19 protein-coding genes and 1 riboswitch are annotated in these 22,435 nt (G+C 57.2%); of the genes, 11 read left to right on the forward strand and 8 right to left on the reverse strand.

Annotation, left to right across the window (positions count from 1 at the left end):
- Window positions 1-231 precede the first annotated feature (231 nt).
- The 3 genes from G505_RS22690 to glnS all read left to right on the forward strand — a co-directional run bounded on the left by G505_RS22690 (window position 232) and on the right by glnS (window position 4,623).
- Complete coding sequence (locus G505_RS22690) at window positions 232-462, forward strand: FeoA family protein (RefSeq protein ID WP_084643886.1); 231 nt, start codon at window positions 232-234, stop codon at window positions 460-462.
- Between the two features lie 3 nt (window positions 463-465).
- Entirely contained in the window at window positions 466-2,718 is a 2,253-nt protein-coding gene (gene feoB, locus G505_RS0106345; RefSeq protein ID WP_028108811.1) for a ferrous iron transport protein B, read from the forward strand.
- Between the two features lie 231 nt (window positions 2,719-2,949).
- On the forward strand, window positions 2,950-4,623 hold the full coding sequence (glnS, locus tag G505_RS0106350) for a glutamine--tRNA ligase (protein ID WP_028108812.1): 1,674 nt from the start codon (window positions 2,950-2,952) through the stop codon (window positions 4,621-4,623).
- A 61-nt stretch (window positions 4,624-4,684) separates the two neighbouring features.
- Here the strand turns inward: glnS and fur are convergent, their stop codons facing one another.
- Entirely contained in the window at window positions 4,685-5,107 is a 423-nt protein-coding gene (gene fur, locus G505_RS0106355) for a ferric iron uptake transcriptional regulator (protein ID WP_028108813.1), read from the reverse strand.
- A 271-nt stretch (window positions 5,108-5,378) separates the two neighbouring features.
- Here fur and cobB point away from each other — a divergent pair, with 271 nt between their 5' ends.
- The gene (cobB, locus tag G505_RS0106360; RefSeq protein ID WP_028108814.1) at window positions 5,379-6,110 is read left to right on the forward strand and encodes a Sir2 family NAD+-dependent deacetylase; all 732 of its coding nucleotides are present in this window, start codon (window positions 5,379-5,381) and stop codon (window positions 6,108-6,110) included.
- 64 nt (window positions 6,111-6,174) lie between these two features.
- Here cobB and pepE read toward each other — a convergent pair whose 3' ends face one another.
- Window positions 6,175-6,882, reverse strand: coding sequence for a dipeptidase PepE (pepE, locus tag G505_RS0106365; RefSeq protein WP_028108815.1), 708 nt, complete (start codon window positions 6,880-6,882; stop codon window positions 6,175-6,177).
- Between the two features lie 505 nt (window positions 6,883-7,387).
- On the opposite strand from pepE, the gene htpX reads away from it, so the two are divergent.
- Window positions 7,388-8,266: a protease HtpX gene (htpX, locus tag G505_RS0106370; protein WP_028108816.1), complete on the forward strand. Its 879-nt coding sequence runs from the start codon at window positions 7,388-7,390 to the stop codon at window positions 8,264-8,266.
- A gap of 263 nt (window positions 8,267-8,529) precedes the next feature.
- Window positions 8,530-8,847: a cytochrome c3 family protein gene (locus tag G505_RS0106375; RefSeq protein WP_028108817.1), complete on the forward strand. Its 318-nt coding sequence runs from the start codon at window positions 8,530-8,532 to the stop codon at window positions 8,845-8,847.
- Between the two features lie 56 nt (window positions 8,848-8,903).
- Here the strand turns inward: G505_RS0106375 and bcp are convergent, their stop codons facing one another.
- Entirely contained in the window at window positions 8,904-9,371 is a 468-nt protein-coding gene (gene bcp / locus G505_RS0106380; protein WP_028108818.1) for a thioredoxin-dependent thiol peroxidase, read from the reverse strand.
- Window positions 9,372-9,378: 7 nt separating this feature from the next.
- The gene (locus G505_RS0106385; RefSeq protein ID WP_028108819.1) at window positions 9,379-9,921 is read right to left on the reverse strand and encodes a glycine cleavage system transcriptional repressor; all 543 of its coding nucleotides are present in this window, start codon (window positions 9,919-9,921) and stop codon (window positions 9,379-9,381) included.
- A 229-nt stretch (window positions 9,922-10,150) separates the two neighbouring features.
- Here G505_RS0106385 and dapA point away from each other — a divergent pair, with 229 nt between their 5' ends.
- From dapA to G505_RS0106400, 3 genes are all read left to right on the forward strand, one after another.
- Entirely contained in the window at window positions 10,151-11,029 is an 879-nt protein-coding gene (gene dapA, locus G505_RS0106390; protein WP_028108820.1) for a 4-hydroxy-tetrahydrodipicolinate synthase, read from the forward strand.
- Window positions 11,030-11,042: 13 nt separating this feature from the next.
- A complete protein-coding gene (gene bamC, locus G505_RS0106395; RefSeq protein ID WP_028108821.1) occupies window positions 11,043-12,128 on the forward strand; it encodes an outer membrane protein assembly factor BamC in 1,086 nt (361 codons plus the stop codon).
- Between the two features lie 738 nt (window positions 12,129-12,866).
- Window positions 12,867-14,318: a DUF3360 family protein gene (locus G505_RS0106400; protein ID WP_028108822.1), complete on the forward strand. Its 1,452-nt coding sequence runs from the start codon at window positions 12,867-12,869 to the stop codon at window positions 14,316-14,318.
- A gap of 176 nt (window positions 14,319-14,494) precedes the next feature.
- Here G505_RS0106400 and astB read toward each other — a convergent pair whose 3' ends face one another.
- On the reverse strand, window positions 14,495-15,835 hold the full coding sequence (gene astB / locus G505_RS0106405) for an N-succinylarginine dihydrolase (RefSeq protein WP_028108823.1): 1,341 nt from the start codon (window positions 15,833-15,835) through the stop codon (window positions 14,495-14,497).
- A gap of 345 nt (window positions 15,836-16,180) precedes the next feature.
- Between astB and topA the strand changes: the two genes are divergently transcribed.
- Window positions 16,181-18,841: a type I DNA topoisomerase gene (topA, locus tag G505_RS0106410; protein WP_028108824.1), complete on the forward strand. Its 2,661-nt coding sequence runs from the start codon at window positions 16,181-16,183 to the stop codon at window positions 18,839-18,841.
- A gap of 83 nt (window positions 18,842-18,924) precedes the next feature.
- Here the strand turns inward: topA and ribB are convergent, their stop codons facing one another.
- On the reverse strand, window positions 18,925-19,572 hold the full coding sequence (gene ribB, locus G505_RS0106415) for a 3,4-dihydroxy-2-butanone-4-phosphate synthase (protein WP_028108825.1): 648 nt from the start codon (window positions 19,570-19,572) through the stop codon (window positions 18,925-18,927).
- Window positions 19,573-19,703: 131 nt separating this feature from the next.
- Window positions 19,704-19,849, reverse strand: a riboswitch (FMN riboswitch).
- A gap of 123 nt (window positions 19,850-19,972) precedes the next feature.
- Window positions 19,973-20,728 (reverse strand): hypothetical protein, encoded by a 756-nt coding sequence (locus G505_RS0106420; RefSeq protein ID WP_028108826.1) that lies wholly within the window; start codon window positions 20,726-20,728, stop codon window positions 19,973-19,975.
- 154 nt (window positions 20,729-20,882) lie between these two features.
- Between G505_RS0106420 and cysB the strand changes: the two genes are divergently transcribed.
- Window positions 20,883-21,857, forward strand: coding sequence for an HTH-type transcriptional regulator CysB (cysB, locus tag G505_RS0106425; protein ID WP_028108827.1), 975 nt, complete (start codon window positions 20,883-20,885; stop codon window positions 21,855-21,857).
- A gap of 98 nt (window positions 21,858-21,955) precedes the next feature.
- Here the strand turns inward: cysB and queD are convergent, their stop codons facing one another.
- Window positions 21,956-22,318: a 6-carboxytetrahydropterin synthase QueD gene (gene queD, locus G505_RS0106430; RefSeq protein ID WP_028108828.1), complete on the reverse strand. Its 363-nt coding sequence runs from the start codon at window positions 22,316-22,318 to the stop codon at window positions 21,956-21,958.
- Window positions 22,319-22,435: the final 117 nt, after the last annotated feature.

Below are 22,435 nucleotides of genomic sequence, written 5' to 3' on the forward strand. Positions count from 1 at the left end.
TTGAGTGTTATTTACTTAGGTGTGACCCAGCTCCACAAAAAATTGCTGCAAATCCCGTCATAACGGGCTTCTGGCCCGTTTTATGGGTGACCCGGATTCAAGATGGGCGGCAAAACAGGAACTATTTCCATTTGAGGTGAAAAACGGCGAACTAGGTCAAGGATTTTTCGGGAAGGTTGTGTATACTTAAGTGCAAATGATAGCAATTCCCATTTAGAAACAGGTAGCGCAATGGTTTTATCAGAGTTGGGTCTGGGACAAAGTTGCAGTGTGGTTCGTTTAGGCGACCAATCCATGTCACTCTCTCTTAAGCGTCGTCTGATGGCGCTTGGCTTCACCCGAGGCAGTGAAGTCAGAATGGTTCGCTCTGCTCCCCTGGGTGGTGCTGTCCAGCTGAAGGTGCGAGGTGCAAGCCTCTGTTTGAATAATCGCCTGGCTGCACAGATCCACGTAGAGGTTTAATTGATGTCCCAACAAGTAGTACGCTGTGTTGCCGTAGGTAATCCCAACTCCGGCAAATCCACCCTGTTTAATGCTCTCACCGGTAACAACGTCTCTGTCGGCAACTGGGCCGGCGTCACCGTCGATAAGAAAATTGGCAAGATCGAGTTGGATGGTCGCAGTGTGGAGATCACCGATCTGCCTGGCCTGTACGATCTCGAGGCCGCCGACGGCGAGGGCTTTATCGATGAGAAGATCAGCCGCGAATACCTGCTGGGCCAGGAGATTGACCTGCTGATCAACGTGGTGGATGTCTCTCAACTGGAGCGCAACCTCTACCTGACCACCCAGCTGCGCGAACTGAATGTTCCCATGCTGCTGGTGCTGAATAAGGGGGACGTGACCGAGCGCCGCGGGGTGCAGGTCAACATCGAAGCCCTGAGCCAGCGCCTGGGCTGCCGCGTCATTCAGATCAGCGCCAAAACGGAAAACGGCCCTCAAGCGGTCAAGGATGCCATTGCCGAGATGGCCAGGGCGGGCAATCACAGCCAGACCCTGGATATTCATCTGGGGACAGAGGTGGAGCAGTCGCTGCAGGAGATGGGCGGCAGTCGTGCCAGTGCCATTACCCGGTTGCTCTCCCAAAGTGATGATGCCGCGATTCAGGCGTCTAACAAGCTGATGGCTCAGGATATCTCCCCCGCAGAATACATCGCCGACTGCCGCTATCAGTTTATCGGCGATCTGGTCAAAGCCGTCGTGTCCAAGCCCTCGGTCATCGATTCCATGACCGAAAAGCTGGACCATTACGCCTTGAGCCCCATGACCGGGGTGCCCATCTTCCTGGGCATGATGTACCTGACCTTTATGTTTGCCATCAACGTTGGCGCCTCCTTCATCGATTTCTTCGATATCGTGGCCGGAGCCCTCTTTGTTGATGGCTCAGCCCTGCTGCTGAACGCTGCGGGCATGCCTGACTGGGTTGGCGCCATCCTTTCTGACGGTGTGGGCGCCGGCATCCAGACCGTGGCGACCTTCATCCCTGTGGTGGCTTTCCTCTATATCGCCCTGAGCATCCTCGAGGTGTCCGGTTACCTGGCCCGTGCAGGTTTCGTCATCGAAGGGGTGATGCAGAGGATTGGTCTGCCCGGTAAAGCCTTCGTTCCCTTGATCGTTGGCTTTGGTTGTAACGTACCTGCGGTGACCGCCACCCGCACCCTGGACACCAAGCGTGAGCGCATCGTCACTGCCATGATGGCCCCCTTCATGTCCTGCGGTGCCCGCTTGCCTGTATACGCCCTGTTCGTGGCGGCGTTCTTCCCGGAAAATGGCCAGAACCTGGTGTTTGCCCTCTACCTCATTGGTATTGTGGCGGCCATTCTCACCGGTCTGCTGCTGCGCCACACCCTGCTGCCCGGTGATGCCAGCCAGGGCTTTATGGAGCTGCCTGACTACGAGATGCCCACTCTGGGGGCCATTGGCCGTCGCACCTGGCAACGCACCAAGCAGTTTGTGTTGGGTGCCGGTAAGACCATCGTTATCGTGGTGACCATCCTGAGTTTCTTCAACTCCATGGGCACCGACGGCAGCTTTGGCAACCAGGATTCCGAAAAGTCGGTGCTCTCCGCTGCCGCCCAGATTGTGACTCCGGTGTTTGACCCCATGGGAGTGAAAGAGGAGAACTGGCCTGCCACCGTTGGGGTGATCACCGGTATCTTCGCCAAGGAGGCGGTCGTCGGCACCCTCAACAGCCTCTACAGCCAGTCTGGCGAAGAGGACGCGGGCGAATTCAGCCTGCTCGGCGCGGTAAACGAAGGCCTGGCCACCATTCCCGAGAACATGTTTGGCATCGCCTGGGACGATCCCCTGGGTCTGAACATCGGTGATGTTCAGGATGTGAATAGCATGGGTGAAGAGTTTGGTTTTGAAGCGGCCACCCTGAAGAACCTCAAGTCTCAGTTTGGAACCGGTGCGGCTGCGTTTGCCTACCTGCTGTTTATCCTGATGTACACTCCCTGTGCTGCGGTACTGGGCGCCATGGCCGGCGAATTCGGCGGTCGCTGGGCCAGCTTCAGCGCCATGTACACCTTTGTCGTGGCCTACGCCACTGCCACCCTGTTCTACCAGGCTTCACGCCTGACCGTGGAGCCGGCTCACGCCCTGATGCACATTGGCATCATCGCGGTGATCCTGGTGGCCGGCATCGCCTACCTGAGGCGGGTCGGCAAGCGGAATCAGATGGGCGTGGGCGACATTCCGGTGGCCATCAAAGAGTAAGATTCGCTTTCATTTTCCCTAAGCGATTCAAGGCAGCCTTCGGGCTGCCTTTCTCTATTTTTGACCTGGTAAATCGGTTGGGCTAAACCTCAGAGGAGGCGGGAAGGGCGGATTCCGCTAAAAAATCCAGAAAACTCCTGTTGGTATCGGTGATTGGGTCTTGCTCCCACCCCGGTGATAGTGGATCATTAGCCGTTTACAGTTTTTAGTTGAAGTGAGTCGAGGGCAATCATGACCCAGCCGGACAACGAGGTTCGTCCAAGCAACTTTATTCGCAATATTATCGATGCCGATCTGGCCTCAGGTAAGCACAGCGCAGTGCAAACCCGATTTCCCCCTGAGCCTAACGGGTATCTCCATATCGGTCATGCCAAGTCCATCTGCCTGAATTTCGGCATTGCCCAGGATTACCAGGGCAAGTGCAACCTGCGTTTTGATGACACCAACCCCGAGAAGGAAGATGTCGAATACGTAGAGTCCATCAAGGAAGACGTTCGCTGGCTTGGGTTCCAGTGGGATGGTGACATCCACTATTCGTCCGACTACTTTGATCTGCTGTATGGCTATGCCATCGAGCTGATCGAGAAGGGACTGGCTTACGTGGATGAGCTGACTCCCGAGGAGATCCGTGAGTACCGAGGCACCCTGACCGAGCCGGGTAAGCCGAGTCCCTTCCGCGACCGTGGTGTCGAGGAGAACCTGGCGCTGTTTGAGAAGATGCGCAACGGCGAGTTCCCTGAAGGCAAGGTGTGTTTGCGCGCTAAGATCGACATGGCCTCATCCTTTATGGTGATGCGGGATCCCGTACTCTACCGGGTGAAGTTTGCCCACCACCACCAGACCGGTGACAAGTGGTGCATCTACCCCATGTACGACTTTACCCACTGCATCTCCGATGCCCTGGAGAGCATCACCCACTCCCTGTGTACTCTGGAGTTCCAGGACAACCGTCGCCTGTACGACTGGGTGCTGGAGAACATCAGCATCGAGTGTCAGCCCCGTCAGTATGAGTTCAGCCGTCTGAACCTGGAATACACCGTGATGTCCAAGCGTAAGCTGAACGCCCTGGTGAATGACAAGCTGGTTGATGGCTGGAATGATCCGCGTATGCCGACCATCTCCGGTCTGCGTCGTCGTGGTTACACCCCGGCGTCCATCCGTGAGTTCTGTAAGCGCATCGGCGTCACCAAGCAGGAGAACACCATCGAGATGGGCTCGCTGGAGTCCTGCATCCGCGATGACCTGAACGTCAATGCGCCCCGTGCCATGGCGGTGCTGGATCCTGTAAAGGTGGTGCTGGAAAACTACCCTGAAGATCAGGTGGAAATCCTGAACCTGGCCAACCACCCTTCCGATGAGTCCATGGGCAACCGTGACGTGCCGTTTTCCCGGGAGATCTGGATCGAAGCGGAAGATTTCCGTGAAGAGGCCAACAAGAAGTTCAAGCGCCTGGTTCTGGGCAAGAAGGTTCGTTTGCGCGGTGCCTATGTGATCACCGCTGAGCGGGTAGAGAAGGACGCGGATGGCAAGGTCACCGCCATCTACTGCTCTGTGGACCTGGACACCTTGGGCGTGGATCCGGCTGACGGTGTTAAACCCAAAGGGGTGATTCACTGGGTGTCTGCCCAGGCTGGTGTGCCTGCCGAGTTTCGTCTCTATGACCGCCTGTTTACCGTCGAAAATCCCGGCTCGGCTGAGGACTTCGAAGCGGTGATCAACTCACAATCCCTGGTGGTGCGTAACGGTTTCGTTGAGCCCAGCCTGACCGCTGCCGAGGCGGAGAAGGCGTTCCAGTTCGAGCGTACCGGCTACTTCTGTGCCGACAGCGTCGACAGCAAGGCGGACGCACTGGTGTTTAACCGCACCGTAGGGCTGCGGGACACCTGGGCCAAGATGGGCGGCTGATCGCCCATCCATAAAAAAAGCGGAGCCTTGGCTCCGCTTTTTTTATGCCTGTTGCGACGGGTCAGTGGTTACACTTGCCGTCGGTGCTGACGCCGTACAGATAGAGGCTGTGGTTGGTCAGCTTAATGTTGTGCTTTTGCGCGATCTCGTGCTGACGCTGCTCAATCACCTCATCACTGAACTCCACCACTTTGCCGCAGTCGAGGCAAACCAGGTGGTCGTGATGATGTTGAGTCGCCAATTCAAACACCGCCTTACCGCTTTCGAAATGGTGGCGGGTCACGATACCGGCATCGTCAAACTGGTTGAGAACCCGGTAGACCGTTGCCAAGCCGATCTCCTCTCCCTGGTCCAGCAGAAGCTTGTAAAGGTCTTCTGCGCTGATGTGTTGATTGCCTGGGTGCTGCAACAACTCCAGAATCTTAACTCTGGGCAGGGTGACCTTCAGTCCAGCTTTCTTTAGTGCTTGGTTTTCGTCCGTCATAGCATTCTCTTGCTTGAAGTCAGTGGGCTGACATTTACTAATTAGACCATTATAGGTAGCTTGCCTTCAACATTAAACCTTCGATAATGCAGGTATTTGCGAATATCCGGTGGTTATGGCAAAAAGAGCCGCTGGAAAAAGTAAATAACACTCCGAAAAGGGGTGAAATTTTCTCCAAACTGGAATATGGAGCACCGACAAGGTAAAAAGGGAGTGAGAGCTGGCTCACTTCCTGATTCCAGCTCCACTGTGTCACCTCAGGGAAGACAGGATGTATAAAAAGATAGTGGTACTTACCGGAGCGGGCATCTCCGCCGAGTCCGGCCTCAAGACCTTTCGTGCCGAAGATGGTCTTTGGGAGCAGCACAATATCGAGGATGTGGCCACCCCCGAGGGGTATGAGCGCAACCCGGCTCTGGTGCGCGCCTTCTACAACGCCCGCTGGGAGCAGCTGAGAAATGGCAAGGTCGAACCCAATCCGGCCCACCTGGCGCTCTCCGAACTGGAGGCCCTGGAGGGGGTGGAGTTGACCCTGATCACCCAGAATATCGACAACCTGCATGAGCGGGCCGGCAGTCGCCGGGTGATCCACATGCATGGCGAACTGGCCAAGGCAAGGTGTCCCCGCAGTCAGCAAGTGTTTCCCATGGCGCAGCCCTTCGCCGAAGAGAACTGTTGCACCTGTTGCATCCCGGGTGAGCCGTTGCGCCCGCACGTGGTGTGGTTTGGCGAGATGCCCCTGCAACTGAATCGCATCTACCAGTCCCTGTCAGATTGTGATCTCTTTATCTCCATCGGCACTTCCGGCACTGTCTACCCTGCCGCAGGGTTTGTGGAGATGGCCAGTCAGGCCCATGCGCAAACCATTGAGGTGAACCTCGAACCTTCTGAGGTCCACAGTCAGTTTCAATATCATATGCAGGGCAGAGCCGGCGAGATGGTGCCCAGGCTGGTGTCGGCCATCAGCAATGGCAGCAGTCTGGAGCAACTGCTGGGGCGCTGACCCCTCAGGCAGCCACACACAGCAAAGAGGGCTCGCGATGAGCCCTCTTGTTGTTTGAGGCGGGTTACAGCAGGAAGCTGATGTCGCTGCCCGGTTCTATGGGCTGCTTCTGGGTGGTGCCTTCAAACAGGTAGGCTTCCAGTTCACCCTGAAGCACCAAGGCATCCCCCTGGCGGCGGATGGCGCTGCCTTCACAGATTCCCACCACAGGGGAGAGGGGGTCCACACAGGTGAACTCCCGCAGGCGATCGGCTCGGGTCTCACCATTGTGGCCAGGAGGCTGGTAGTCAGTGTAGTGAGGGTTCACCTGGAAGGGGACCAGGTTCAATGCCTCGAAGCTGGGCGGCTCGATAATGGGCATGTCGTTGGTGGTGCGGATCGATTTGCCCGCCACATTGGAGCCTGCGCTCCAGCCAATGTAGGGCATGCCGTTGTTCACCTTGTCACGAATCGCCTCCACCAGGCCATGGCGGTAGAGTTCATGGAGCAGGTGGAAGGTGTTGCCGCCGCCGACAATGACGCCATCGACCTCTTCCAGGGCGATGACCGGGTCCGGGGTCTCATGGGCGCTGACCAGCTGGCAGCCGAGGCCACCCAAGGCTTCCACCACCTTCTGGTGATAATCATCGTAGCTGATGCTGACGCCAGCATAGGGGATAAACAACCAGCGACTGCCGGGGTTCATTATCTTTTCCAGCATGGGCAGGGCGTGGCTCAGGTAGGGGGTGTCCCCGGCTCGGGAGCTGCTCAGCAGCAGGATGGACTGACTCATGAAGCTGATTCCTTAATTGGCGCTATCCACCTGATAATAAAGCCAAAACCGCAAGATGTCTGCAACAATTCCAGAAAGATTAAAAACGTTTAGGGATCAAAAGGATAGGGCAGGATGCCAAGCTGCCGGCAACATGAGAACCAATTGTTATATAAATATAGACCAAAAGTTAGGTTGTGGCGCATCTTGTGGTTGAACAATGAGTTCTGTGGCATATACTGTATTTCGATACGATTTGGTTTCCCAAACCACTGTCAAAAGCCACCGCCCCCAACGGTGGCTTTTTCTTGTCTGGCCGTTGGGGAGTGACAGCCGCGGTTCAGCCAGTTTCCTATATGCTGTCATTTTCATGGCTAAGACGCTAAAGTTTCGGCTATATCGAGCATTTGGTGTGACTTTTCCGTAGAGACAAGGCCTTGAAGCGGGCCGCCTTAGCCCCCAAATAGTGTCTATACAGGGGTGGCCGGAGTGGCCACCTTTGAACCTTGTGTTTTTAGGAGAATCAATGAAACGCATATTGTTGTTCCTGGCGACTAACCTGGCTGTGGTGCTGGTGTTGGGTATTGTTCTGTCCGTGCTGACGTCGGCACTGGGGATTGAGTTCCACAGCATGGGCGGCATCCTGATGCTGGCTCTGGTGTTCGGCTTCGGTGGTTCCCTTCTGTCTCTGCAGATGTCCAAGTGGATTGCCAAGCGCTCCATGGGTCTGCAGGTGATTGAGCAGGCCAGGGATGAGACCGAAGCCTGGTTGCTGGATACCGTGGCCGATCAGGCTCGTCGCAGCGGCATCAAAATGCCTGAAGTGGCGGTCTACTCGTCGCCGGACATGAACGCCTTTGCCACTGGCCCAAGCCGCAACAACTCTCTGGTGGCGGTGTCCACCGGACTGCTTTATGGCATGAACCGCGATGAGGTGGAGGCGGTACTGGCTCACGAGGTCAGCCACGTCGCCAACGGAGACATGGTCACCATGGCGCTGATCCAGGGGGTGGTGAACACCTTTGTGATCTTCATCGCCCGCTTGATTGCCGGTACCGTCAGCAACGTGATTGGCGGAGACGAAGAGGGCAGTGGTGAGGAAGCCAGCTACATGACTTACTTCCTGGTCTCCATGGTGCTGGAGATGGTGTTTGGCATTCTGGCCTCCTTCATCGTGATGTACTATTCACGTCAGCGTGAATATCGCGCCGATGCCGGAGGTGCCGCCCTGGCCGGTCGTCATAAGATGATTGCCGCCCTGGAGAGGTTGCGCGGTGGCCAGGAAAGCCAGATGCCGGCGACCATGGCGGCCTTTGGTATCAGTGGTAAAAAGAGCATGAGCGAACTGCTGATGAGTCATCCGCCACTGGAGAAGCGCATCGCAGAGCTGCAGGCTTCTGCGTAAAAAAAGTCATAATCCGACGCGACAGGCGGCCCAGAGGCCGCCTGTTTTCATTCTATGAGCTAAATAGAATTAGTTTTTAAATTTAGACACCTGCAACAAATTCTCCCCTCTTTTTTTGATCTGAGCGGCATTTTCCATGGGGCTTAGCTGATAAAGTTAGCGCGCCTCCGATTGCAGGGTTGATATTGATCAACTAGCTTAGTTGGGGACAAGAAAAAAAACTGGCGGTCTGACCGCCTTTAATGCGTGTGAGGATGAGAATAATGTTTAAACAACTGCTGTGCGCCATGTTTGGCATGGGGCTGGCCTTCAGTGCCGCCGCTGCCGACGTACTGGCCGATATGCATGCCGAAATGTCCGGCTGCGAAACCTGCCATGCTGATGGTGCGCCTTCTGAAGATGGTGCCCACGAAGCTGCTGCCTGTGCCGATTGTCACGGTGGCCTGGCGGATATGGAAGCTCCCCACCCTGCCCACGACGGCATGCTGGAGTGTACCGACTGTCACATGATGCACGAAGATGAAGTGGGCTCCCGTCCTGCTTGTGATGCCTGTCATGATGACGGCCGCACCGCTGGTTAATCAGTGGCGCCAGTCAGAAAAAACCCGCCGGTCGGCGGGTTTTTTTATGGTTGATCCTAGAGACCGTTGAGGTAGTTCAGTACCACTTCGTGATGGTCCTTGGTTTTGAACTTATCAAACCTGTGGGCCACGTTGCCCTGCTCATCGATGAGGAAGCTGAGGCGGTGAATGCCATCGTATTCGCGTCCCATAAACTTCTTGGGGCCCCAGACGCCAAACAGGTCGGCCACCGCGTGGTCTTCGTCGGAGAGCAGATCGAAGTTGAGGTTGTCTCTCTCGATAAACTTGGTCAGGCGTTTCACCGGGTCCGGACTGATCCCCAGGACCACTGTATTGAGGGCTTCCAGCTCTGCCTTGGTGTCTCTCAGGCTGCAGGCCTGCACGGTGCAGCCAGGGGTCATCGCCTTGGGATAGAAGTACACCAATACCCGCTTGCCGCGAAGGCTCGCCAGGCTGATCGCTTCATTGTTCTGGTTTTGCAAAGTGAAATCGGGTGCCTGGGCACCGGCTTGAAGTGGTTGCATAACGTCCCTAGTTGGTGTTTTCGTTGAGATCCATTCGCCGTATACGGCATTCCAGGCCGATCTGATCACCCAGCTCCCTCAGCTGCACTTCCAGGTGGTCGGTATCTGTGCCTTCTGGGATGTTGATGAACAGTTCCAACTGCTGCAGGGCAGTCCCATTCTCGTCTGCGTCCGCATGAGTCCGCATTCCGGCCAGATCCTGGCCCAGATCTTCGAGGCTCTGGGTGATCAGCTTCATGGTTCCGCGGCGGTTTTCACCGGAGTACTCAACGGCCAGACGGGCAATATGGTTTTGTGGAACGTGTTCACTGGTTCGCTTGGTGATGGTGAGCAGATCCAGTTCCGCCGCCTTGGCGGGTAACTGGTTTTCCATCAGAGTAATGGCAGTGTGACTGCCCGCTACCAGCATAATCAGGTTGAACTCGTTGCCGTAAGTCGCCATGCGGCTGTCGATGATGTCGCAGTCACAACTGGCGGTGAGCTTGGCCAACTGATTTACTATGCCAGGACGGTCGGTCCCCATAGCCGTTACCGCAAGATACTGGGTCATGGTGGTCCTTACTTGGCAGGTAATAACTTGTTATTGTTTTTATATCGGTCAATCATCCTAGCACAGTTGTTTCTCTCCAATCATGAGAAAAACTTATCAATAAAGGTTATGAGTTAACCTCATTGGCCTAAGCCCTGGGAGCCAGGGCCTGCCCGGCCTGTCCATAACCTTGTCAATGTCCCTGGCCACAAGTACCATAGCTTGCTCTATGGTCTAGGGAATTCGGAAGATGTTTAGCGGAAGTATTGTTGCCTTGGTCACCCCATTTAATGAGGATGGCTCCGTCGATTTCAATGCCTTAAACGCATTGGTTGAGTTTCATATCGAGCAGGGAACCGATGCCATCGTGGCGGTGGGTACCACGGGTGAGTCCGCGACTCTGAACCCCAAGGAACATATAGAGGTGGTGGAAGCGGTAGTCAAAGCCGTGGCTGGCCGAGTCAAGGTGATCGGCGGTGCCGGTGCCAATGCCACTCAGGAAGCGATCGAACTTACCCTGGCCTGTGAGGCTGCGGGTGTGGATGGCACCCTGTCTGTGACCCCTTACTACAACAAGCCTACTCAGGCTGGCCTGATTGCCCATTACACCGCCATTGCCGATGTGGCGGCCAAGCCCGTCATCCTCTACAACGTTCCTGGCCGAACCTGTTGTGACCTTTTGCCGGAAACCGCAGCAGAGCTGTCGAAACTTCCTGGGATTATTGGAATCAAAGAGGCTACTGGAGACCTGTCCAGGGTGGCGACGCTCAAGGAACTCTGCCGCGACGAGTTTCTGCTGCTCAGTGGCGATGACGCGACGGCCATGGAGTTTATCCTCCTCGGTGGCCACGGGGTGATCTCTGTGACCAACAATGTGGTCCCCGGTGTATTCAAGGCGATGTGCGTCGCCGCCGCCGCGGGTGACCGTGCTGCAGCCGCCGAGCAAAATGACAAGATGACTGGTCTGTACGGTGCTCTGTTTGCGGAAGCTAACCCCATCCCTGTTAAGTGGGCTTTGGCCGAAATGGGTAAGATGCCCCTGGCGGACCTGCGTCTGCCACTGACAACATTGTCCGAAGCGCACCACGACAAGGTGCGCCAAGCACTGGCCCAGGCCGGTGCCTTATAAAAAGGAAAAAAGAATGAAGCGAGTTTTATTGGGGGTGCTGGTGGTATCGGCACTGGCCGGATGTTCCACTCCACTCGAGCGGCGTCAGGCCGAGGGCAACTACAACTACCTTGAGCAGCCTGAGCCGGTGCCTCTGGTGGTGCCCGAAGGGCTGAATCCCCCCAAGGTGAGCAGCGAATTCGTAATTCCTGCTTCTGCAACTGGTGACAAGATTCTTGGCGACAGAGTCGATGTTCGTTCCCCACTTCAGGTGTTGCCTCTGGGCGAAGGGGTCAGGCTGCAGGAGGGCGCCGACAGCGTAACCGTATTGATTGAAAACCAGCGGGATGAGGTCAATCTGAAAGATCAGATCATGGCCAACCTGACTGAGTTCCTCGACCACAAGAAGATCGGAATCGACAGCCGGGATGACGTTCAGGGCAAAGTTGACACCGATTGGATCGAGGTGGTTGAGGAGCTGGGCGGTTCCTGGTGGAGTAAAGAGCAGTACAAGCTGCGTCAACGCTATGGATTCGAGGTACAGGTTCGTGACAACGGCCATACCGGCTCCCTGACCATTGAACTGCTGGATCATGAAGAGTTCGTTGACCAGCAGGACCAGGATATCGCCCTGACCGATTCGGATAAGCGTCGCTACACCATCGACATGCTGAATAACGCCATCTCCTACATGAATTTCAAGCAGACCCAGCAGAACAAGTTACGGGACCTGGAGCGAGCCGAGGGGATGGCCCTGAGCCTGGCCACGGACGCCGACGGTAATACCGCGTTTGAGACTGAGGCGGGCTTCGAGCGGGTGTGGAACCGTCTGGATCGGGTCCTGCCGGTCCTTGGTTTTACCGTAAAGGACCTGGATAAGAGCCAGGGCACCTACTACGTGGATTATGATCCTAACGAAGGCTTCTGGGCCAACCTGTGGGGCAATAACGACATCCTGGCGCTGGCCTCTGGGGCGTACCGCGTCAAGCTGACTGAAGTGGAGCTGGGCACTCAGATTCTGTTGCAGGATGCCGATGGCGTTGCCCTGGACAGCGAGCTGATGACCTCATTGTATGAGCAGTTCTCCGACTATATGCAGCGCAACGTAAGATCGTTGTAAATTACCAGTTAATAGCAATCCCCGCTTCGGCGGGGATTTTTTTTGCTTCTGCGTCTTGAGTGGAGACAAAAGGGCATTCTCAGTGCCTGTTGGTTAATGGTTTGATTTGTAACGATACCGATCCTTTTTTGTTGCTCTCTGAGGGCGAAATCGACCCGTATCCGCCGAATTGCCTGAAAGCTAAGCAGGCAGTCCGCATGAGTAATAAAAGGATTATGCGAGATGTCATAATTGTGATCTCTGGCAAGATAATTTGGGTTTGCCCGCTGAAGATCACATTTAACTTCTGGTTGACTCCCTTTTGAGCTACCCGTTTTCCTCAATCCTCCCCCCTTTTTCGAACCAGATCATCCACTGCTAATTTTCGTGATCCATTTCAAGTAAAAAAAGAGCCTTCGTTACAATTGGGCTACATGGATTTGGGCTAATTCATTGATATACATTCGATTATAGGCACAATCTATCACTAACTAACTTTTGGTTATATTGGTCGTTAATCAAATTTATCCAACTGATATTTAAGGGATAAAAATGTCTGATTTAGGTATTTGGCCCTTTGAGTGAATCTGCGTCGATAAAGTTTTGGTGAAATTAGAGCCTGAATTCCACTGTTTGATTTGCAGAATGCGTCTAACTAGAATTCGACGACAACGAAAATGAAATGTAAGCCGACTGTTGCGGAATTAGTGGTCAGCCATTTCTCCAGCTAACTGTTGGATTAATCCCCAGAGGTTATCGATGTCAACACAAACTGCTTCCTATAAGGATCGCCATAAGCCGGCCAGTTCCTTCGAGAATCGTCAGAGCTATCTCGAAAACGAACTGACCATCATGAACTTCCGGCGCTGGCGTGTGCACTTGCCGTTTCGCGATTTCGGCATTGAGTTCGAAGATCTGATCCCGGCGCTCGCGGCGACCATCGGAAAGGTGGTGATGGTGACCGCCATGGCGGCGGCTTTTGCTGCCCAGTTCGGTCTGTCTCCCGAGTTCATTGCCGAAAACGTTCGTTACGAACTGCTGATTGCGGGTGTCCTGTTCGCAGTCGTCTTCTCAGCCATCCTGAACCCCAATACCAACCTGGCCGGTACCCACGGCCCGATGATTCCGCTGATTCCTTTGATTGCTGCTGCCGGTGGTCACCCGCTGGCGTTGGGGATCATGGTGGGGGTCTTTGGCCTGTTGCTCAGCTGGAGTAAGGGGGGATCCCGACTGGTGACCATGACCGGCGAGGGTGTGAAGGGCGGCCTGCTCATCTACCTCGGTGCTATCGGCCTGGTCGGCCAGATCACCAAGCTGGAAGCCTGGTCTTCCGGCATCGGCATGGGCTATGTCTCCTTCGGGGTGATTTTTGCCACCGTGGTGATCTACGCCTACCTGGCTCGTGTGAAGATGCGTTGGCTGGCGATTCCTCTGTGTTCCTTCCTGGCCGGCGCCGTGGCCTGGGCCATGGGCACGCCTTTCGAGTTCGTGACCGAACCCGGTCTGCCGCCTCTGAGCCCCTTCTTCTGGTGGGGTGAAAACACCGGCTGGCAGATGGGCTGGCCTGAGCTGAGCCACTTCGTCGCGGTAATTCCTTTTGCCATCCTGGCGGTTGCCATGTGGTCCCCTGACTTCCTGGGCCACCGCGTATTCCAGGAGCTGAACTATCCCAAGAAGGCCAAAGGCGTTCTGATGAACGTGGACGACACCATGACCGTGTGCTCCATCCGTCAGATCGTAGGTTCTGTTCTGGGCGGCGGTAACCTGGCCTCCTCCTGGGGTACCTACATGATTCCGGCGGCCATCGCCAAGCGTCCTATTCCTGGTGGCGCCCTGCTGACCGGTGTGATGTGTGTACTGGCCGCAGTTCTGGGTTACCCCATGGATCTGGCCATGTGGGAGCCGGTACTGCGTGTGGCCCTGCTGGTGGGTGTATTCCTGCCGCTGCTGGAAGCGGGCATGCAGATGGTACGTGACAACCAGAGCGCCCAGAGCGCCGGTGTGTGCATGTTCTCCTGTGCCTTCGTCAACCCGGTATTTGGTTGGGCCCTGACCATGCTGCTGGACAACCTGGGCCTGATCGGTGACAAGGAGCGCTCCGCTCAGCTGTCCACCGCAGACCGTCTGGTTATCCCGCTGATCGCCTTCATCATCTGTGTAGGCGCCCTGGCCCTGGTGGGTCAGCTGCCTGGTATTCCAGCCCTGCTGTAATGCCTTAGGGAATTGAGAGAGAGAAAAAGCGGCCCCATCGGGGCCGCTTTTTTGTGTCTGCAGCCCAGAATACCCCTGAGCGGCAGGGTAGGGGCAGCGAAGGGCAACACCGCCCCTGTGGCACAGAGAGGTGCCAGCAAAGGCACTGGGCTCCTTCCGGGGCCCAGAATCAAGGGTTATCCCCGCTGGAAGGGGTAGACGCTGCCCAGCTTCAGCAGCTGGGTCAGCTCATCCAGGGCGGTGAGGGATTCGTTCAGCAGCGACGGGTCACGCAGATCATCCAGGGTCAGCTGGTCGCGATAGTGCTTACTGACCCAGGCGCGCAGGCTGGCGTGGCTGGTGTCATTGATCAGGGTGGCCTGATTCACCCCGGCCAGTTCCTGCTCGTTCATCGCCACCCTCAGGCGCAGGCAGGCGGGGCCACCCCCATTTTGCATGCTCTGCTTGACGTTGAAGAAGTGTACCTTGGCGATGGGGTTGTCGTCGGCCACCAGGCTCTGCAGGTAGGCGGCCACCTGGGCATTCTCCTGGCACTCTGTGGGGGCGATGATCACCATCTCTCCGCTGGGCAGGGTAAGGATCTGGGTATTGAACAGGTAGCTTCTTACCGCATTGTCGATGCTGACCGCCTCGGTGGGCACCCGGATGAAATGCAGTTCACCCTCGCCAAACTTACGGCGCACCTCTTCCAGCTTGGACGCTGTCTCCAGGAAAGCCTGCTCATGGTAGAACAGCACGTTGTGGTTGCCTACGGCGATCACATCGTTGTGGAATACCCCCTGGTCGATGACATCGGGGTTCTGCTGGATAAAGACGGTGTTGTCGTCAGTCAGCCGGTGCAGCCTCGCCACCGCCTGGCTGGCTTCCAGGGTCTGACGGGCGGGATAGAGGCTGGGCTTGGGGGCGGTGGCATCCGAACCGTGCTGACCATAGACAAACAGCTGCACCCCTGGCTGGCCATAATCCCGGCACAGGCGGGTGTGGTTGGCGGCGCCCTCGTCGCCGAACATCTCGTGGCAGGGCAGGGCATCGTGATGGGCAAACCTCTGTGGGTCGGCAAAGGTGGCCCTGAGGATGCGTCCGGTGACCCCATGCTCGATGGCGCGGTGGAACTTGTTCACCAGATTCGCCGGTGTGAAGTGCACCTTGCCGTCGGCGCTGTCGGCGCTGGGGGAGACGGTGGCGGCGTTGGCGGTCCACATGCTGGAGGCGGAGTAGCAGGCCATCAGCAGGTGTGGCGCCGTGTCGAAGGCTTTTTGCAGGATCTCCCCGTCACTGCCGGAGAAGCCTAACTGCTTCAGGGTGTGGATGTCGGGGCGCTGCTGGGGCGCCAGCACCCCTTGCACCATGCCCAGCTGCTGGACAGAGAGCATCTTGTCCAGTCCCTGCAGGGCTGCGGCCCTGGGATTTGAAACCGCCTGAGCGTTGGACTGGGAGGCAACGTTGCCAAAGGAGAGGCCGGCATAGTTGTGGGTGGGGCCTACCAGGCCATCGAAGTTGGCTTCAAAAGCGCGCATGAAAATTCCTTTACTTATTTATAGTTAAACCTCTCTGCCTGGTCTCCGGGGAGGGCTGAACAAGCAGATGAAGAAAGTCAACAGTATAAGGCGCAAACTGTGATGGACAAGGGGGGAACTGTCGCCCGAAAGTAACATTTGCATAACTATTACTTGCGTTGCCTCTCTCATTGCATTAGTAATTTTTTTATATGCGAATCTAGTCCCAAAAATTTTCTCGATTGGACAAATTTCGACTAACTGATGGCTTCCTTGGGGCTCAAGGCTTGAAACTGACAGGTCTTCCCTCTATATATGGAGCCACTTTGTATAAACCGCTTGCAGACAGGTGTCCTAACCCCCGCCATGGCTAAATCACTGGTAATTGTGGAGTCGCCCGCCAAGGCGAAGACCATTAACAAATATCTCGGCAAAGACTTCATCGTGAAATCCTCGGTGGGGCACATCCGTGACCTGCCCACCTCTGCCAGTCAATCTGAGTCAGCAGCCCCGGCCAAGAGTGCCGCGGAAGTGCGTAAGATGGCCCCAGAGGCCAAAGCCGCCTATAAGCGCGAGCGAGAGTATCAGGGACTGATTGCCCGCATGGGCATCGACCCCGAACACGACTGGAAGGCCAACTACCAGGTCCTGCCTGGCAAGGAGAAGGTGGTCAAAGAGCTTCAGACCCTGGCCGCCAAGGCGGACCACGTCTATCTCGCAACGGATTTGGACCGCGAAGGGGAAGCGATCGCCTGGCACCTGCAGCAGGTGATTGGCGGTGATGACAGCCGCTACCGTCGGGTGGTGTTCAACGAGATCACCAAGGGCGCCATCAAGGAAGCCTTTGCCCACCCACTGGAGTTGAACCAGGCCAGGGTCAACGCTCAGCAGGCCCGTCGTTTCCTCGACCGGGTGGTGGGCTTCATGGTGTCGCCTCTGCTGTGGAAGAAGATTGGCCGAGGCCTGTCTGCCGGCCGGGTTCAGTCCGTGGCGGTGCGCCTGCTGGTGGAGCGTGAGCGTGAGATTCGCGCCTTCGTTCCCGAGGAGTTCTGGGACCTGCACGCCGACTTGAGCTCCGCCTCCGGCGATGCCCTGCGGATGCAGGTGGCCCGTTTCCAGGGCAACAAGCTGGAGCTGGGCAACGAGACTGAGGCGATGACCGCCGTGGCGGCCCTGAAGGCGGCGGGTTACACCGTGGCCGGCCGTGAGGACAAGCCCAGCAAGAGCCGTCCCCAGGCACCCTTTATCACCTCCACCCTGCAGCAGGCGGCCAGCACCCGCCTGGGCTTCGGGGTGAAGAAGACCATGACCCTGGCTCAGCGCCTGTATGAAGCCGGTTACATCACTTACATGCGTACCGACTCCACCAACCTCTCCAAGGAGGCGGTGGCCAACTGCCGTGATTACATCCAGCAATGGCACGGCGACGCCTACCTGCCCGAAGCCCCCAAGGTGTACGGCAGCAAGGAGGGCGCCCAGGAGGCGCACGAGGCGATTCGCCCCTCCGACGTCACCGTCAAGGCTGACGGCCTCTCCAGCATGGAGCGCGACGCAGAACGTCTGTATGACCTTATCTGGCGCCAGTTTGTCGCCTGTCAGATGACCGAGGCCCGCTACGACGCCACCACCCTGACGGTGACCGCCGGTGACTATGAGCTCAAGGCCAAGGGCCGCATCATGCGTTTCGACGGTTGGACCGCGGTTCAGCCGCCGCTGCGACGCAAGGGCGAAGAGGACCTGATCCTGCCCCCGGTCAAGGTGGGGGACAGCCTCAGCCTGAAGGAGCTGGACCCGCGTCAGCACTTCACCAAGCCACCGGCGCGCTTCAACGAAGCCTCTCTGGTGAAGGAGCTGGAGAAGCGCGGCATCGGCCGTCCCTCCACCTACGCTTCCATCATCTCCACCATCGTGGACCGGGGTTATGTGAAGGTGGAGAACCGCCGGTTCTTCGCCGAGAAGATGGGCGAGATCGTTACCGACCGTCTGGTGCAGAACTTCACCGACCTGCTCAACTACGACTTTACCGCGGAGATGGAGCAGACCCTGGATAAGATTGCCGACGACCAGCGCGACTGGAAACAGGTGCTCAACGAGTTCTACGGCGGCTTTACCCAGCGCCTGGACCAGGCCGGCCTGCCCGCCGACGAGGGCGGCATGGTGGGCAACGAGATGGTGCTGACCGACATCCCCTGTCCCACCTGTGAGCGTCCCATGGGCATTCGTACCGCCACCACAGGCGTGTTCCTGGGGTGCAGCGGCTACAGCTTGCCGCCCAAAGAGCGTTGTAAGACCACCATCAACCTCACTCCCGGTGAGGAGGCGGTGGCGGTGCTCGAAGGCGAGGACCTGGAAACCGAAGCCCTGCGTCACAAGCGTCGTTGCCCCAAGTGTGGCACCGCCATGGACAGCTACCTCATCGACGAACAGCGTAAGCTGCACGTGTGTGGTAACAACCCAAGCTGCAGCGGCTACGAGGTGGAGAAGGGCAGCTTCAAGATCAAGGGCTACGACGGCCCCATCATCGAGTGTGACCGCTGCGGTGCCGACATGGAGCTGAAGAACGGCCGTTTCGGCAAGTACTTCGCCTGCACCAACACCGAGAACTGCAAGAACACCCGTAAGCTGCTCAAGAGTGGTGAGGTGGCGCCGCCGAAAGAGGATCCGGTGCAGCTGCCCGAGCTGGCTTGCGAGAAGTCCGACGCTCACTTCGTGCTGCGTGACGGCGCCGCCGGACTGTTCCTCGCGGCCAGCACCTTCCCCAAGAGCCGTGAAACCCGTGCGCCCAAGGTGGAGGAGCTGGTTCGCTTCAAAGAGCGCATCTCACCCAAGTTCCACTACCTGACCGAGGCTCCCGCCAAAGATGGCGACGGTAACCTGGCGGTGGTGAAGTTCAGCCGTAAGACCAAGGAGCAGTACGTGGCCACCGAGGTCAACGGCAAGGCCACCGGCTGGACCGCCAAGTACATCGATGGCAAATGGGTCGAGGAGCAGGCCAAAAAGCGTGCGACCGCCAAGAAGAAGGCCTGAACACCGCGTTAATCAACGAGAAATGAAAAAGCCCGCTGCAGTCAGCGGGCTTTTTTGTGTCTGAAAGCGCCTCAGAGGCATTCTCAGGCGCTTTGACGTTCCTGTTGGAGTCTGTATGCCACCAAATCCTCAATGGTCAGCAGAGGCATCTGACGGGCTTTGGCGAACTCGGCCAGGGCCGGCAGGCGCATCATCTCGCCATCGTCGTGGTTCAGTTCGCAGATCACCGCCGCCGGTGACAGGCCGGCCAGACGGGCCAGGTCCACCGAGCCCTCGGTGTGGCCGCGGCGGGAGAGGACGCCTCCCGGTTGGGCACGCAGGGGGAACACATGCCCTGGACGGGCCAGGTCTTCGGGGCGGGCGCCGTCTGCGACCGCGGTGCGCACCGTGACCGCCCGGTCGGAGGCGGAGACGCCGGTGCTCACGCCGACCTTGGCCTCGATGGAAACGGTGAAGGCGGTCTGGTTGCGGCTGTTGTTGTCCGTCACCATCGCCGGCAGGGCCAGTTGCTCAACCCGTTCCGGGGTCAGGCACAGGCAGACAATGCCGGAGCCGTGGCGGATAAGCAGAGCCATCTGCTCCTTGGTGATGGTTTCGGCGGCGAAGATGACATCGCCTTCGTTCTCCCTGTCCTCATCATCCACCAGGATGATGCCCTGGCCCTGTTTCAGCGCGTCAATGGCCGCTTCCACACGGGAGTGGGGAGTTCCGATAAGTAGAGACTGATTCATGGTAGGTCCTTAAAAATACGTTAGTTACCAGAATCAGGGCATCAGGATTAGGTCGTGGCAAGCGGCCACGACCCGGCAGGCAGTGGAACCACCGCCGTGCGGACGTACTGTCCCTATGAAAGGGCTGTTACGCCTATCCTCTTTCATCCGGACTGTCACCGTCGGCTCTGGCGTCTCACCAGATCTGCTGACCCTGCCTAATGGCAGGCGCTCGCGGGCTCATCCCTGCAAGGGACATACCGCCGGTGGGGAATTTCACCCCGCCCTGAGAATAGTTGCCCGAAGGCAGGGCCATGCTACTCCCGGGGCTGGCTACCGGCAAGGAGGGGTGATGATTTTGGAATGGGGATCCCAATCTGGAATCGGGGGGGAAGAGAAAAGGGCCCCGCAGGGCCCCGTCTTACCATTTCTTCTTCGGCTGGAACAGCTCGTCAAGGTCATCCTTGGGCTTGTTCTGCTTGCTGAGATCCTCCCTGGAGCCCTCAATCACCTGCAGCAGCTCATTGGTCTTTGCCAGCATGCGCGCCCGGTAGTCCGGGCCGGCCAACACCTGGTTGTTCAGGGCCAGGGTGATCTTGGAGAGCAGCATCTTGGCGGAACCATGCTGGCGGGCATTGACCAGATTGCGGGCCCGGTTCATCAACACTTCGATGTGGATGCGAAGCTGCAGCTTGTCTACCTTGAGTTCTTCATCGGTAAACACCTCTGCGGCCATGCGTCCCTTGTTGTGCTCATTGCGCAACACGGGTTTCAGCTTCTTCAGTGTCTGGATCAGCACCAGGGTCTGCTTTTCGTTGCTGGGCAACTGGAACAGGTCGATGCTCTCCTGGCCCAGCTGGCCCGCTTCCAGGGCGGAAAGCTGGGCAACGGTGTGGCTGATGCGGGAGTCAAACTCACTGCTGCCGCCAGCCAGTTGTTTGGACTGGTTCAGGGCATCGAGGATCCGGGTATTCAGGGTCTGCAGCAGGGCGTTGCTCATGGGGATGAGGGCAGCCTGGGAGAGGATCTCTTCGGTCTCTTCAATGACGGCGCGCTGTCTCGCCAGCTCCTTGCGTCGCTGGGCTTCTTTGGCTTCGTGATGTTGATAAACCAGATTGATGGCGATGATCACCAGCAGGGCAACCACGACCATAACGACGACGGCGAAAAATGACATGCTTTAGCAGAGAGTTAGAATTTTTGTCAATCCTACACTATTGTCGATTGATGTGCATCCCGTCATGGGAGGTCACACCATATTCCGATTGATGTCAAAAAGCCTTTTGGCTATAACTAATAGGAATTAATAGGCTCAGATAGTCGGGAAGCCCATGAAGCTGCAACAGTTGCGCTATATCGTAGAAGTCCTCAACAACAACCTCAATGTTTCTGCCACCGCGGAAAGCCTGTATACCTCTCAGCCGGGGATCAGCAAGCAGGTGCGGATGCTGGAGGATGAACTGGGGATCCAGATCTTTGGGCGCAGTGGCAAACACCTGACCCATGTGACCCCTGCCGGCCAGCAGGTGATCGACATCGCCTCCGAGGTGCTGGGTAAGGTGGAGAGCATCAAGAAGGTGGCCCGGGAGTACACCCAACCGGATCGTGGCGATCTGGTGATTGCCACCACCCACACCCAGGCCCGCTATGCGCTGCCGGAGGTGATCAAAGGCTTTATCGAGCGTTATCCCCAGGTCAACCTGCATATGCATCAGGGCACACCGGATCAGATCTGTGAGATGGCGGTGCGCGGTGATGCCGATTTTGCCATCGCCACCGAGGGGATGCACATGTATCACGATCTGCTGATGTTGCCCTGTTATCACTGGAATCGCTCCATCGTGTTCCGCCGTGATCACCCCCTGGCCTCGGCCAGCCGGGTGACCCTGGCGGATGTGGCCCAGTACCCCCTGGTGACCTATGTGTTCGGCTTCAATCGCAGCAGCGCCCTGGAGAAGGCGTTCAACGCCCAGGGGCTGGAGCCCCGAGTGGTGTTTTCCGCCACCAGTGCCGACGTGCTGAAGACCTATGTGCGTCTGGGCCTGGGCGTGGGTGTCATGGCCACCATGGCCTTGGATGAGATGGAGGACAGCGACCTGGTGGTGGTGGATGCCAGCGACCTGTTCGAGCCCAACACCACCAAGATCGGTTTCAGAAAGGGCAGTTTCCTGCGCAGTTATATGTATGAGTTCATGGAGCGTTTTGCACCTCATCTCACTCGTGAGCGGGTGGAGAAGGCGCAGCTGCTTCGCGATCAGCAGCAGGTGGATGAGATGTTCGCCAATGTCGAATTGCCCATGAGGTAATTCCGAGCAATTGCCGGAGAACACCTCGGCCAGGTCGATGTCAAACTCCTCGGCAGGCCAAAGAAAAAAAGCAGCCAACTGGCTGCTTTTTTTGTGGGTTACTCTCCCCGGTAGCGGCAACCTGCGGTGCAGGTCTCCTTAATCTCCACCATGGAGAGCTCCGGAAGAGTGGGCTTGAGCTCCTCCCAGATCCAGCGGGCCAAGACTTCGCTGGTGGGGTTCTCAAGCCCAGGGATATCGTTCAGGTAGTGGTGATCCAGGCGATCGTAGATGGGCTTAAAGGCCGCTTTCAGATCGCCGAAGTCCATGATCCAGCCGGTGTGGGCGTCCACGTCTCCCTGGATATAGATCCTGGCCAGGAAAGAATGGCCATGCAGCCTGCCACATTTATGGCCCTCAGGCACATGGGGCAGCCTATGGGCCGCTTCAAAGTAGAACTCTTTGTAGATCTCTGTTGACATAATGGACTCCTAAAATTGCGGGCGGAAGTTTGGCACGGTGATGGCGGTGATGCAACCGCAGTCAGCGAGGGTCTTGAGACGGTGCCCAGCCGGTCAACTTTGACGTACTATGGTTGA

The organism is Ferrimonas futtsuensis DSM 18154, from assembly GCF_000422645.1.
Classification (GTDB): Bacteria; Pseudomonadota; Gammaproteobacteria; order Enterobacterales; family Shewanellaceae; genus Ferrimonas; species Ferrimonas futtsuensis.

What these genes read in the sequence shown, in the direction of transcription:
- G505_RS22690 (WP_084643886.1), top strand. Translation starts at nt 232, where the DNA reads ATGGTTTTATCAGAGTTGGGTCTGGGACAAAGTTGCAGTGTGGTTCGT.
- feoB (WP_028108811.1), top strand. Translation starts at nt 466, where the DNA reads ATGTCCCAACAAGTAGTACGCTGTGTTGCCGTAGGTAATCCCAACTCC.
- glnS (WP_028108812.1), top strand. Translation starts at nt 2,950, where the DNA reads ATGACCCAGCCGGACAACGAGGTTCGTCCAAGCAACTTTATTCGCAAT.
- fur (WP_028108813.1), bottom strand. Translation starts at nt 5,107, where the DNA reads ATGACGGACGAAAACCAAGCACTAAAGAAAGCTGGACTGAAGGTCACC.
- cobB (WP_028108814.1), top strand. Translation starts at nt 5,379, where the DNA reads ATGTATAAAAAGATAGTGGTACTTACCGGAGCGGGCATCTCCGCCGAG.
- pepE (WP_028108815.1), bottom strand. Translation starts at nt 6,882, where the DNA reads ATGAGTCAGTCCATCCTGCTGCTGAGCAGCTCCCGAGCCGGGGACACC.
- htpX (WP_028108816.1), top strand. Translation starts at nt 7,388, where the DNA reads ATGAAACGCATATTGTTGTTCCTGGCGACTAACCTGGCTGTGGTGCTG.
- G505_RS0106375 (WP_028108817.1), top strand. Translation starts at nt 8,530, where the DNA reads ATGTTTAAACAACTGCTGTGCGCCATGTTTGGCATGGGGCTGGCCTTC.
- bcp (WP_028108818.1), bottom strand. Translation starts at nt 9,371, where the DNA reads ATGCAACCACTTCAAGCCGGTGCCCAGGCACCCGATTTCACTTTGCAA.
- G505_RS0106385 (WP_028108819.1), bottom strand. Translation starts at nt 9,921, where the DNA reads ATGACCCAGTATCTTGCGGTAACGGCTATGGGGACCGACCGTCCTGGC.
- dapA (WP_028108820.1), top strand. Translation starts at nt 10,151, where the DNA reads ATGTTTAGCGGAAGTATTGTTGCCTTGGTCACCCCATTTAATGAGGAT.
- bamC (WP_028108821.1), top strand. Translation starts at nt 11,043, where the DNA reads ATGAAGCGAGTTTTATTGGGGGTGCTGGTGGTATCGGCACTGGCCGGA.
- G505_RS0106400 (WP_028108822.1), top strand. Translation starts at nt 12,867, where the DNA reads ATGTCAACACAAACTGCTTCCTATAAGGATCGCCATAAGCCGGCCAGT.
- astB (WP_028108823.1), bottom strand. Translation starts at nt 15,835, where the DNA reads ATGCGCGCTTTTGAAGCCAACTTCGATGGCCTGGTAGGCCCCACCCAC.
- topA (WP_028108824.1), top strand. Translation starts at nt 16,181, where the DNA reads ATGGCTAAATCACTGGTAATTGTGGAGTCGCCCGCCAAGGCGAAGACC.
- ribB (WP_028108825.1), bottom strand. Translation starts at nt 19,572, where the DNA reads ATGAATCAGTCTCTACTTATCGGAACTCCCCACTCCCGTGTGGAAGCG.
- G505_RS0106420 (WP_028108826.1), bottom strand. Translation starts at nt 20,728, where the DNA reads ATGTCATTTTTCGCCGTCGTCGTTATGGTCGTGGTTGCCCTGCTGGTG.
- cysB (WP_028108827.1), top strand. Translation starts at nt 20,883, where the DNA reads ATGAAGCTGCAACAGTTGCGCTATATCGTAGAAGTCCTCAACAACAAC.
- queD (WP_028108828.1), bottom strand. Translation starts at nt 22,318, where the DNA reads ATGTCAACAGAGATCTACAAAGAGTTCTACTTTGAAGCGGCCCATAGG.